This window comes from Jezberella sp. (genome assembly GCF_964834465.1).
This window is the reverse complement of the sequence record NZ_CBAZRM010000028.1, coordinates 1-12706: the sequence shown is the minus strand read 5'-3', so window position 1 is coordinate 12706 and position 12706 is coordinate 1. Positions and strand designations below refer to the sequence as shown.

9 protein-coding genes, 1 tRNA gene and 1 pseudogene are annotated in these 12706 nt (G+C 51.3%); all 11 read right to left on the bottom strand.

Annotation, left to right across the window (positions count from 1 at the left end; all coding sequences use genetic code 11):
• Positions 1-196 (bottom strand): annotated as a pseudogene (gene rpsL, locus AC1W8Y_RS14525) (30S ribosomal protein S12); the annotation flags it as partial.
• Between the two features lie 311 nt (positions 197-507).
• Entirely contained in the window at positions 508-4731 is a 4224-nt protein-coding gene (gene rpoC / locus AC1W8Y_RS14520; protein WP_482015211.1) for a DNA-directed RNA polymerase subunit beta', read from the bottom strand.
• A complete protein-coding gene (rpoB, locus tag AC1W8Y_RS14515; protein WP_482015210.1) occupies positions 4731-8843 on the bottom strand; it encodes a DNA-directed RNA polymerase subunit beta in 4113 nt (1370 codons plus the stop codon). Before rpoB ends, rpoC begins: the two co-directional genes overlap by 1 nt.
• A 190-nt stretch (positions 8844-9033) precedes the next feature.
• Positions 9034-9411, bottom strand: coding sequence for a 50S ribosomal protein L7/L12 (gene rplL, locus AC1W8Y_RS14510; RefSeq protein ID WP_482015209.1), 378 nt, complete (start codon positions 9409-9411; stop codon positions 9034-9036).
• A 71-nt stretch (positions 9412-9482) separates the two neighbouring features.
• Positions 9483-10007: a 50S ribosomal protein L10 gene (rplJ, locus tag AC1W8Y_RS14505; protein WP_482015208.1), complete on the bottom strand. Its 525-nt coding sequence runs from the start codon at positions 10005-10007 to the stop codon at positions 9483-9485.
• 246 nt (positions 10008-10253) lie between these two features.
• Entirely contained in the window at positions 10254-10958 is a 705-nt protein-coding gene (gene rplA, locus AC1W8Y_RS14500; protein ID WP_482015207.1) for a 50S ribosomal protein L1, read from the bottom strand.
• A 2-nt stretch (positions 10959-10960) separates the two neighbouring features.
• Positions 10961-11392, bottom strand: coding sequence for a 50S ribosomal protein L11 (gene rplK, locus AC1W8Y_RS14495; RefSeq protein WP_482015206.1), 432 nt, complete (start codon positions 11390-11392; stop codon positions 10961-10963).
• Positions 11393-11446: 54 nt separating this feature from the next.
• Complete coding sequence (nusG, locus tag AC1W8Y_RS14490; protein WP_482015205.1) at positions 11447-11980, bottom strand: transcription termination/antitermination protein NusG; 534 nt, start codon at positions 11978-11980, stop codon at positions 11447-11449.
• 12 nt (positions 11981-11992) lie between these two features.
• Positions 11993-12376 (bottom strand): preprotein translocase subunit SecE, encoded by a 384-nt coding sequence (secE, locus tag AC1W8Y_RS14485; RefSeq protein WP_482015204.1) that lies wholly within the window; start codon positions 12374-12376, stop codon positions 11993-11995.
• Between the two features lie 49 nt (positions 12377-12425).
• Positions 12426-12501 (bottom strand) — tRNA-Trp (locus AC1W8Y_RS14480).
• Positions 12502-12558: 57 nt separating this feature from the next.
• Positions 12559-12706: EF-Tu C-terminal domain-related protein (locus AC1W8Y_RS14475; RefSeq protein WP_482013833.1), on the bottom strand; the 148-nt coding region annotated here is incomplete at its 5' end.

Here is a 12706-nt window from a genome sequence, read left to right as displayed (position 1 = left end):
ACGAAATGATTTCAAAACCATTGGTCAGGCGCACTTTGGCAACCTTACGCAATGCTGAGTTTGGCTTCTTTGGAGTGGTGGTGTACACACGTGTACAAACACCGCGTCGCTGAGGGCAATTTTCGAGCGCTGGGCTCTTGCTCTTGGTGACGCTGACTTCGCGCGGTTTACGCACGAGTTGGCTAATGGTTGGCATGACCTTCTTTCCCTTTTATCGCTGGTGTTGCGCTGTCTACGGCGCTTGACCAGAATTCCCGTTCCTGGGCTGCTCGCACAAACCCACTAAGACACGGAAAAAACCGTAAAAGAGCGGGTATTGCCTGAAAAACCAGACCATTCGGCAAGCCCAGAGCTACCGTGATCTGTACTGAAATTGGAACTGCATAGTTTTACTTAATACTACCGTGCTTAGCCATGCAAAATCGACTAAGCCCACTAGCATATCGCATAAGCGGTCGAAATGTCAACCAGGGGGTGCTCCCCCTGGTGACGTGACGACACAACCGATTACTCGTCTTCGCTCTGGATGTCGTCAGAAGCACCGATAATGGCTGGCGCATCTTCAAACGGATTGAGCAATTGACGAGCCGCTTCGCGCTCTGCTGCCTCAAGGACCTCTTTCTCTTTACGAGCCACATGGTATGCCATGCCGGTGCCCGCTGGGATCAGACGACCCACGATGACGTTTTCTTTGAGACCGCGCAAATCATCACGTTTGCCCATGATGGCAGCTTCGGTGAGGACTCGCGTTGTTTCTTGGAACGACGCCGCAGAGATGAACGAATCAGTCGAGAGCGATGCTTTGGTGATACCCAACAGAATGTTGTCGTAGGTGGCAGGAATCTTGCCCTCTGCGATCGCACGGTCATTCTCGTTGAGCAACTCCGCACGTTCGACCTGTTCACCTTGGATGAACGATGTATCCCCGTTATCAACGATGTTGATACGGCGCAACATTTGACGAACAATCACTTCGATATGCTTGTCGTTGATCTTCACACCTTGCAAGCGATAAACGTCTTGAACCTCATCGACCACATACGTGGCAAGACGCTCAATCCCTTGCAAGCGCAGAATGTCATGTGGATCAGCAGGGCCGTCGACAATCATCTCGCCTTTGTTAACCACTTGACCATCGTGCACCAACACTTGCTTCTCTTTCGGAATCAAGAACTCATGGATCAGCCCTTCGAGGTCTGTAATGACCAAGCGCTGTTTACCCTTCGTATCCTTACCAAAAGAAACTGTTCCGGTGACCTCGGCAAGCATACCCGCGTCTTTCGGTGACCGTGCTTCGAACAATTCAGCAACCCGTGGCAGACCACCGGTAATATCGCGAGTCTTTTGCGATTCTTGTGGAATACGCGCTAGGACTTCACCGACTTGCGCTTGTTGACCGTCACGAACCGTGATCAATGCACCAACCGGGAACGAGATATTCACTGAATGATCGGTACCGGCAATTTTGACTTCTTCGCCTGTTTCGCTGATCAGTTTGATCTGTGGACGCAGCGCGATTTTTCCGCCACGCGTCTTTGGTGTAATAACCACTAACGTCGATAGACCTGTGACCTCATCAACCTGTCTAGCGACAGTTGCACCCTCTTCGATATTCTCGAAGCGAACGGCACCCGCATATTCAGACACAATCGGACGAGTCAATGGATCCCAAGTCGCCAAGCGCGCACCAGCCTTCAGCACATCGCCGTCGTTGACTTGCAACGTTGCGCCGTAAGGCACTTTATGACGCTCGCGCTCACGATCGTTATCACCAAAGATAACGATCTCGCCAGAACGCGAGATTGCAACACGCTCGCCCTTGGGGTTGGTCACATAACGCATCGTGCTGGCGAAGCGGACCACGCCGTTGGACTTGGTTTCAACACCACTGGCCATGGCAGCGCGTGAAGCGGCGCCACCGATGTGGAAAGTACGCATCGTCAGCTGCGTGCCAGGCTCACCAATTGATTGAGCGGCAATGACGCCCACTGCTTCACCCACGTTGACGAGATAACCACGGCCTAGGTCACGACCGTAGCAATGTGCACACAAACCATGGCGTGTTTCGCAGGTCAGCGGCGTACGAACACGAACTTCATCCACGCCGAGCTTGTCGATGCTATCCACGAGATCTTCATCAAGCAACGTGCCTGCAAAGATCGCTGTTTCTTGGGTGTCTGGGTTAACAATGTCAACCGCAGCGACACGACCAAGGATACGCTCGCGCAACGGTTCGATCACTTCGCCACCCTCCACGAGAGCTTTCATCGAATAACCGTGAGACGTACCGCAGTCGTTTTCAGTGATCACCAGATCTTGCGTCACATCAACCAAACGGCGTGTCAGGTAACCCGAGTTTGCTGTCTTCAGTGCGGTATCGGCAAGACCTTTACGTGCACCGTGTGTTGAGATGAAGTACTGCAACACGTTAAGACCTTCACGGAAGTTAGCTGTAATGGGCGTCTCGATGATTGAGCCGTCCGGCTTAGCCATCAATCCACGCATACCAGCCAGCTGACGAATCTGGGCAGCTGAACCACGCGCGCCTGAGTCGGCCATCATGTAGATGGAATTGAAAGACTCCTGGCGAACGTTGTCACCATGCCGATCAACCACTGGCTCGGTAGCAAGTTGCTCCATCATGGCCTTACCGACTTTATCGCCAGCTTTGCCCCAAATGTCCACCACGTTGTTGTAGCGCTCTTGTGACGTGACAAGCCCAGACGAATACTGCTTGTCAATCTCTTTCACTTCGCGGCTAGCTTCGGCCAAAATGTCGACCTTAACCGGGGGGATGAGCATATCGCCCATGGCGATAGAGATACCACCGCGCGTTGCAAGACGGAAGCCCGACTGCATTAGCTTGTCAGCGAAGATTACCGTATCACGTAGGCCACAACGGCGGAACGATTGGTTGATCAATCGTGAAATTTCTTTCTTCTTCAAGGCACGATTGAGCACCGAGAAAGGAAGGCCTTTCGGCAGAATTTCAGATAGCAACGCGCGACCGACGGTTGTCTCGACGCGTTGGATGCCTTGCTCAAATTCATTTTTGCCGACGCGTGTGTACTCCGGCAAACGAACAGTGATGCGCGTTTGCAAAGTCACTTCGCGATTGTCATAGGCACGCTGAACTTCTGCGACATCGGCAAAGAACATGCCTTCGCCTTTGCCATTGATGCGCTCGCGAGTCGCGTAATACAGACCCAACACGATATCCTGTGACGGAACAATCGAAGGCTCGCCATTGGCTGGGAACAAGACGTTGTTCGATGCGAGCATTAAGGTGCGGGCTTCCATCTGTGCTTCAAGCGACAGAGGGACGTGTACCGCCATCTGGTCACCGTCGAAGTCGGCGTTGAATGCCGCGCAAACGAGTGGGTGCAGCTGGATTGCCTTGCCTTCAATCAACACTGGCTCGAACGCCTGAATGCCAAGACGGTGCAACGTTGGTGCGCGGTTAAGCATGACCGGATGTTCACGAATCACGTCTTCGAGAATATCCCACACGACAGGCTCTTGACTCTCAACGAGCTTTTTAGCGGCCTTAATCGTTGTGGCAAGACCCATCAACTCTAAACGGTTGAAAATGAAAGGCTTGAACAACTCAAGCGCCATCAACTTGGGCAAACCGCACTGATGCAACTTCAACTGTGGGCCGACCACGATCACTGAACGACCTGAATAGTCAACCCGCTTACCCAGCAAGTTTTGACGGAAACGGCCGCTCTTACCTTTGATCATGTCTGCAAGCGATTTCAACTGCCGCTTGTTGGCCCCGGTCATGGCTTTGCCACGACGACCATTATCTAGCAATGAATCAACAGACTCTTGCAACATCCGCTTTTCGTTACGCAGGATGATTTCTGGCGCTTTTAGTTCCAGCAGTCGCTTCAAACGATTATTGCGGTTGATTACCCGCCGATACAGATCGTTCAAATCAGACGTCGCGAATCGACCACCATCCAGAGGTACCAGTGGACGCAAATCCGGTGGCAGCACTGGCAAGACTTCCATGACCATCCACTCGGCTTTGATGCCAGATTTCTGAAAACCCTCAAGCACTTTCAGGCGCTTGGATATTTTCTTAATCTTGGCTTCAGAAGAGGTCGCTCGTAACTCGACGCGCAGTGTTTCAACCTCACGATCTATATCGATCGTACGAAGCAACTCTCGCACAGCTTCTGCCCCCATCAGGGCGCGGAAATCGTCTCCATACTCTTCCGTCTTCGCGATAAAGTCGTCATCAGACATGATCTGACCACGCTTGAGTGGTGTCATGCCAGGCTCAATCACGCACCATGCTTCAAAGTAAAGCACACGCTCGATATCACGCAGGGTCATGTCGAGCACCATACCCAAACGGGATGGCAGGCTCTTCAAGAACCAGATGTGTGCCACGGGGCTCGCCAACTCAATGTGACCCATGCGTTCACGACGCACTTTAGCCACAGTGACTTCGACACCGCACTTCTCACAAATCACACCACGATGCTTGAGGCGCTTGTATTTGCCGCATAAACATTCGTAGTCCTTGATAGGACCAAAGATCTTCGAACAAAACAAACCATCACGCTCAGGTTTGAACGTGCGGTAGTTAATCGTCTCGGGTTTACGGACTTCGCCGTAAGACCAAGAACGGATCTTCTCCGGAGACGCGATGCCAATTTTGATGGCATCAAACTGTTCGTCTTGGGAGACTTGCTTAAATAAGTCGAGTAGCGCTTTCATTATTTACGCTCCAGATCCATGTCGAGGGCCAAGGAACGGATTTCCTTAACCAGCACGTTGAACGATTCAGGCATGCCTGCGTCGATAGTGTGGTCGCCTTTGACGATGTTTTCATAAACTTTCGTGCGGCCAGTGATGTCGTCCGACTTCACTGTGAGCATCTCTTGCAAGGTGTAAGACGCACCATAGGCTTCAAGTGCCCACACCTCCATCTCACCAAAACGCTGGCCACCGAACTGAGCCTTACCACCCAGCGGTTGCTGGGTAACAAGAGAGTAGGGTCCCGTTGAGCGGGCGTGCATCTTGTCATCGACAAGATGGTGCAGCTTGAGATAGTGCATGTACCCAACCGTGACTGGTCGCTCGAATTGCTCTCCTGTGCGCCCATCATAGAGCCACGCTTGCGTGCGACTCTCTGTCAGACCCATGCGGTCAGCAACCTCTTGCGGGTAGGCCACTTCCAGCATGCCAGTGATTTCCTCTTCGGTTGCACCGTCAAATACCGGGGTAGCGAAAGGAACACCATTGCGCAGATTCTGTGCCAACTCGATCACTTCATCATCTGATAGCTCGTCGAGACGAGCGCCAGTGCCAGTGCTGTTATAGATTTTTTCAAGGAAGCCGCGAATCTTCTTAACTTCAATTTTTTGTTGATCGCGCAACATTTCACCGATGCGATGACCAAGACCCTTCGCAGCCCAACCAAGGTGAACCTCAAGCACTTGACCCACGTTCATCCGGGATGGAACACCCAAAGGATTCAATACGATATCCGCTGGAGTACCGTCTGCCATGTGAGGCATATCCTCGACCGGGGTAATGCGCGAGACAACACCTTTGTTACCGTGACGACCAGCCATCTTGTCACCTGGCTGCAAGCGACGCTTGACGGCCAAATAGACTTTGATCATCTTCAACACACCTGGTGGCAACTCGTCGCCCTGAGTGAGTTTTTTGCGCTTTTCTTCAAAAGCAAGATCAAACTGATGACGCTTTTGCTCAAGCGATTCTTTTGCCTGCTCAAGCACAACAGCATTAGCTTCATCGGCAAGTCGAATGTCAAACCATTGCCAACGATCCATATCTGCAAGATAGGCTTGAGTGATGGTCGCGCCTTTCACCAACTTTTTCGGTCCGCCATTGACGACTTTATCAATCAGCATCTTTTCGATACGATCGAATGTGTCGTTTTCGACAATCCGTAACTGATCGTTCAAGTCTTGACGATAACGACGCAGTTCATCATCAATGATGGACTGGGCGCGTTTGTCTCGCACAATGCCCTCACGTGTGAAGACTTGAACGTCAATCACAGTACCGACCATTCCAGAAGGCACACGCAACGAAGTGTCTTTTACATCGGACGCTTTTTCACCGAAAATTGCGCGCAGCAATTTTTCTTCCGGGGTCAGTTGAGTTTCACCTTTTGGTGTCACTTTACCGACAAGGACGTCGTCTGCGCGAACTTCTGCGCCAATGTGAACGATGCCTGACTCATCAAGGCGATTCAATTGAGTTTCGGCTAAATTGCTGATATCGCGAGTGATTTCTTCAGGGCCTAATTTGGTATCGCGAGCGACAACGGTCAATTCTTCAATGTGAATTGAAGTGTACCGATCGTCGGCGACAACTTTTTCTGAAATCAGAATTGAATCTTCGAAGTTGTAGCCATTCCATGGCATAAACGCGATCAACATATTTTGACCAAGGGCCAATTCACCCAGGTCAGTTGAAGCGCCGTCAGCCAACACGTCACCGGCCGCTACTACATCGCCCCGGCGTACGATAGGACGCTGGTTGATATTGGTATTCTGATTAGATCGGGTGTATTTGATCAAGTTATAGATATCAACACCGACCTCACCAGCAACGTTCTCGCTGTCGTTAACGCGAATCACGATACGATCGGCATCAACGTGGTCAACTAACCCACCGCGTAATGCTTGAACGGTCGTGCCCGAGTCAACGGCAACGGTGCGCTCGACGCCTGTGCCTACCACGGGCTTTTCAGGCCGCAGACAAGGAACAGCCTGACGTTGCATGTTGGCGCCCATCAATGCTCGGTTTGCGTCATCGTGCTCAAGGAATGGGATTAATGAGGCAGCAACCGAGACGATTTGCGACGGGGCTACGTCCATGTAGTTAACGTTAGCTGGCGAAGTCAACAGCGTTTCACCGGCTTGGCGACAAGCCACCAGTTCATCGGTGAATTTACCGCTTTCGCTCAACTCGGCGTTCGCCTGTGCAATCACGTAATTACCTTCTGCGATTGCAGACAGATAATCGATCTGATCCGTCACGGAGCCGTCGACGACTTTACGATAGGGCGTCTCAAGGAAACCATATTCGTTCAACCGAGCAAACAGCGCCATTGAGTTGATCAGGCCAATGTTTGGACCTTCAGGTGTCTCAATGGGACAGACGCGGCCGTAATGGGTCGGGTGCACGTCACGAACTTCGAAGCCCGCGCGCTCACGTGTCAAACCGCCAGGGCCCAGTGCCGAAACGCGACGCTTGTGCGTAATCTCGGACAGCGGGTTGGTTTGATCCATAAACTGTGAGAGTTGGCTCGAGCCGAAGAACTCTTTAATCGCTGCCGAGATTGGCTTTGAGTTAATTAAGTCATGCGGCATCAAGTTTTCGGTTTCTGCTTGACCCAAGCGCTCTTTAACCGCGCGCTCAACACGTACTAACCCAGCTCGGAATTGATTTTCTGCCAGCTCACCGACACAGCGAACACGGCGATTGCCAAGGTGATCAATATCGTCGATCTGGCCACGACCGTTGCGCAGTTCGACAAGTATCTTGATCGTTTCAAGAATGTCGTCGTTCGTCAGCGTCATCGCACCAGTGATGTCGTCACCACGGCCTAGACGGCTGTTGACTTTCATTCTGCCTACGCGCGACAAATCATACGTGTCTTCACTGTAGAACAACCGCTGGAAGAGCGCCTCGACAGCATCTTCTGTTGGTGGTTCGCCAGGCCGCATCATGCGGTAGATAGCGACACGGGCGGCTAACTGGTCAGCCGTTTCGTCAGTGCGAAGCGTTTGTGAAATGAACGGTCCGCGATCTAGGTCATTCGTATACAGGGTCTTGATTGTTTTGACCCCTGCGATACGCAGCGTGTTCAGCGTCGATTCTGAAATCTCTTCGTTGGCAGTTGCGACCACTTCACCCGTGTCAGCGTCAACGATATTGGTTGCAAGCACGCGACCAATCAGAAAATCCTCGGGTACGGAGATTCGTTCTATTTTGGCAGCGGCGACGTCGCGCAAATGCTTCGCATTTACACGCTTGTCTTTTTCTATCAGTACCTTGCCGGACTTGTCAGAAATGTCAAACCGAGCGACTTCACCTTTCCAGCGCTCGCCGATGAATTGCATCATCGCGCCTTCGGACTGAAGCTCGAACTCATCAAACTCAAAGAACTGAGACAAGATGGTTTCAGGCGTCATGCCAATAGCTTTGAGCAGAATGGTCACTGGCATTTTGCGGCGACGATCCACACGGAAGAACAGCAAGTCCTTGGGATCAAACTCAAAATCCAACCATGAACCACGGTAGGGAATGACACGAGCAGAGAATAAAAGTTTGCCTGAGCTGTGTGTCTTACCACGGTCGTGTTCAAAGAAGACACCGGGCGAGCGGTGCAACTGAGAGACGATGACTCGTTCAGTGCCATTGATGACAAAGGAGCCTGTGCTTGTCATGAGCGGAATTTCGCCCATATAGACTTCTTGCTCTTTGATCTCTTTGACCGTGGGCTTGCTCACTTCACGATCGAGCAAGACAAGGCGAACCTTGGCACGCAGCGGGGAAGCGTAATTAAGGCCACGTAACTGGCACTCTTTGACATCGAACACGGGTTCGCCCAGCGAATAGCTGACGAACTCGAGCCGCGCCATATTATTATGACTGACGATCGGGAAGATCGAATTGAAAGCCGCTTGCAAACCTTGCTCTTTACGAGAGTTTGCGCTTAATTCAGCTTGCAAAAAGGTTAAATAGGATTGCAGTTGAGTCGCCAGGAGAAAGGGAACGTTCAGAACGTCCTCACGCTTGGCGAAGCTTTTGCGGATGCGCTTTTTTTCGGTAAACGAGTAAGGCATTGGCACTCCGACTCGAGGTTACAAAGGCCGTCAAACCACGGCCACGGGCTTAGAAATTTCTTTTACTACAACTACATTTACGACTTCAGAAAACCCTTCTGCCTTGTTGAGGTTACCCTGCTGAGGGGTTTTCTGAAAGCGCAAACGCCCGGGAGAGCCTACGGGCCATCCCGGGCGACACTGACAAGACTTACTTCAATTCAGCCTTGGCACCAGCTTCTTCAAGCTTCTTCTTGGCAGCTTCAGCGTCAGCTTTAGACATGCCTTCTTTAACTGGCTTAGGTGCAGCATCGACCAGATCTTTAGCTTCTTTCAAGCCAAGACCGGTGATTTCACGAACAGCCTTAATGACGCTAACTTTGTTCGCGCCAAATTCGGTGAGGTGAACAGTAAACTCTGTCTGCTCTTCAGCAGCAGCAGCAGCGCCACCAGCAGCAGGGGCTGCGACAGCAACAGCAGCAGCAGCAGCCGACACGCCAAACTTCTCTTCCATTTCTTTGATGAGTTCTGAGAGTTCCAGAACGGTCATTGCCGAGATGGCATCAAGGATTTCAGCTTTAGTAGCCATTGTTAATACTCCAGATTAAATAATTTGCCAGGGGTTGGTATCGCTTTTGTCTTCAATGAAGACCAACAGACTTATGCAGCCTCTTTCTGGTCGCGCACAGCGGCTAAGCCACGCACAAACTTGGTTGGTATTTCGTTGAGGGTACGGACGAACGTTGCGATCGGTGCTTGCATCGTGCCAAGCAATTTCGACAACAACTCTTCGCGGGAAGGCATGGTGGCCAAGGCCTTAACACCTTCGGCATCAAATATGCTGTTTGGCAATGCCCCAGCTTTGATGACGAGCTTATCGTTGGTTTTCGAAAATGCAGATAACACTTTTGCAGCGGCGACCGGATCTGAGCTGATACCATAGATCAGCGGACCGGTAAGCTTTTCTGACAATACCTCGAAAGGTGTGTCTTTAATAGCCCGGCGTGCCAACGAGTTTTTAAGGACTCGAAGATACACACCCGATTCACGCGCAGTTTTACGCAGTACGGTGACAGAGGCGACGTCCAGACCACGGTACTCTGCAACGACGATCGACTGAGCGGCCGCGACTTGCGTCGTGACTTCTTCGATGACAATTGCCTTCTCTTGACGATTGAGACTCACGGTTTGAACACTCCATCATAAGATGCTCGGGATAATTCCCTTGCATCAACCGAATGCGGCGAACCTGGTCGAAATCTAATAGAAATCTTCCGTGGACGCCGTCTAGTCTGGATCCAGAAACAACCTGGGATTAAGCGTCAGTAACGAGGACAGAGAATTCTATCGCCGCGACATCGACTCCAGCCGTCTTTGACAGCAACATCCAGATAAATCCGGATGCAGCCCAAAGCCTTTACAGATTAACGATTACTGTTGGGTAGCCGTCAATGAAGCCACTTCGACGCGAGCACCGCCGCCCATGGTGGACGACACTGCCAACTTACGAAGATAAATACCCTTTGCGGCCGACGGACGCGCCTTGTTCAAGGCGTCAACCAGCGCTGCCAAGTTGGTTCTCAGTTGTTCAACGTCGAATGAGGCGCGGCCAATCGTTGCGTGCACAATGCCGGCCTTGTCCGTACGGTATTGAACCTGACCAGCCTTGGCGTTTTTCACCGCTTGCGCGACGTCAGGCGTCACCGTACCAACTTTTGGATTAGGCATCAGGCCGCGTGGACCTAGGATTTGACCCAAGGTACCCACAATACGCATCGTATCGGGTGAAGCAATAACCACGTCGAAGTTGAACGTGCCACCTTTAATTTGCTCAGCCAGGTCTTCCATGCCAACAATGTCAGCACCAGCAGCTTTCGCCTGCTCAGCCTTGTCGCCTTGTGCAAAGACAGCTACGCGAACCGATTTACCTGTGCCTGCGGGTAGCACGACTGAACCACGAACCAGTTGATCTGACTTCTTGGGGTCGATACCCAGTTGGACAGCAATGTCGATGGATTCGTTAAATTTTGCAGTTGCACACTCTTTAACTAAAGCAATTGCCTCAGCTACTGGGTAGAACTTTTCACGATCGATTTTGCTGGCGACAGCTGCCATACGTTTTGAAAGCTTTGCCATGATTAGACTCCCTCTACCGTGATGCCCATGCTGCGAGCGCTACCAGCGATCGTACGGACCGCTGCGTCTAGATCCGCCGCTGTCAGATCAGGCGCCTTGGCGCGAGCGATCTCTTCAGCCTGGGCGCGTGTCAACTTGCCGACTTTGTCGGTATGGGGTGTGGGCGAACCCTTCTGAATGCCAGCAGCCTTCTTGATCAGAATAGTCGCCGGTGGCGTCTTCATGATGAAGGTAAAGCTCTTGTCTGCAAAGGCCGTTATCACCACGGGGATTGGCAAACCAGGCTCAAGACCTTGGGTCTTAGCATTGAAGGCCTTGCAGAATTCCATGATGTTCAAACCACGTTGACCCAGTGCTGGGCCAATCGGTGGCGAAGGATTGGCTTTACCAGCTGGTACTTGCAGCTTGATGAAGCCTATGATCTTTTTTGCCATACTTTACTCCTTGTGGGTACAAACGCCTAAGCAAAGCTAGGCTCCCCGGGTTAATCAGGTTTTTTCGACCTGACTGAAATCAAGCTCAACTGGAGTTGAGCGACCAAAAATTGCTACAGAAACGCGTACTTTGCTTTTCTCGTAGTTCACTTCTTCTACATTGCCATTGAAGTCCGCAAAGGGGCCTTCTTTGACTCGAACCATTTCGCCAACTTCGAACAAGATCTTTGGGCGGGGCTTCTCGATACCTTCTTCCATCTGAGACAGAATTTTCGCCACTTCTTTTTCAGAAATTGGTGAAGGCCGATTACCCGAACCACCCAGAAAACCCGTGACTCGTGGCGTATTCTTAATCACATGCCAGCTTTCGTCGGTTAAATCCATTTCAACAAGGACGTAACCAGGAAAAATCCGACGTTCACTGATTGATTTTTGACCGTTCTTCGATTCAACCACCTCTTCGGAGGGAACCAGAATCTGGCCAAACGCATCTTGCAAGCCTGCGCGCTCAATACGCTCAACCATTGCTTTGTGAACACTTTTTTCCATGCCGGAATAGACATGAACAACATACCAACGTTTGCTCATCGATCGCCTTTATTATTTCCAGCCAAGCAATACACTAAACAACAGCCATTCAACGCTTCGATCCAAAATCCACATAAACAACCCCATAATGGCGACAAAGGCAAAAACAATGCCTGTCATCTGCATGGTTTCTTTACGAGTGGGCCAAGAAACACGTCTAACTTCGTTGTAAGAATCCTGACCGAATGCAATGGTGCGCCGGCCAGGTTCGCTCGACCACGCGATTAGCGCGGCAATTATTAAACTAACAATGAACACACCCACGCGTGCAACTGCTGGCCATTTGCCCTCAAATAGCGAGTAAGCAACGATGCCGGCAATGACGACCACCACTGAAAGTGCCAGTTTGATTCGGTCGGTGCTGCTGGTAACTGATTCGACAGATGTATTCGACATTTTCTTCCGTGCCAACACCTCAAGGATGTTTAACACTGTTTATTGGCTGTGGCAGGGGCGGAGGGCCTCGAACCCCCAACCTTCGGTTTTGGAGACCGACACTCTGCCAATTGAGCTACGCCCCTGTACCAGTACTACTAAAACAAGGCACGAACCCTCACGGATTCGTGCCTTTTACTCGTTTACTTCAGAATTTTAGCAACGACGCCTGCACCCACGGTACGGCCACCTTCGCGGATAGCGAAACGCAGACCTTCTTCCATGGCGATTGGGTTGATCAACTTGACCACCATCGAGACGTTATCGCCTGGCAGAACCATTTCTTTATCT

Excerpts from the sequence above, each read along its gene's own strand:
- rpoB (WP_482015210.1), bottom strand. The coding sequence starts at position 8,843 with ATGCCTTACTCGTTTACCGAAAAAAAGCGCATCCGCAAAAGCTTCGCC.
- rpoC (WP_482015211.1), bottom strand. The coding sequence starts at position 4,731 with ATGAAAGCGCTACTCGACTTATTTAAGCAAGTCTCCCAAGACGAACAG.
- secE (WP_482015204.1), bottom strand. The coding sequence starts at position 12,376 with ATGTCGAATACATCTGTCGAATCAGTTACCAGCAGCACCGACCGAATC.
- nusG (WP_482015205.1), bottom strand. The coding sequence starts at position 11,980 with ATGAGCAAACGTTGGTATGTTGTTCATGTCTATTCCGGCATGGAAAAA.
- rplK (WP_482015206.1), bottom strand. The coding sequence starts at position 11,392 with ATGGCAAAAAAGATCATAGGCTTCATCAAGCTGCAAGTACCAGCTGGT.
- rplL (WP_482015209.1), bottom strand. The coding sequence starts at position 9,411 with ATGGCTACTAAAGCTGAAATCCTTGATGCCATCTCGGCAATGACCGTT.
- rplA (WP_482015207.1), bottom strand. The coding sequence starts at position 10,958 with ATGGCAAAGCTTTCAAAACGTATGGCAGCTGTCGCCAGCAAAATCGAT.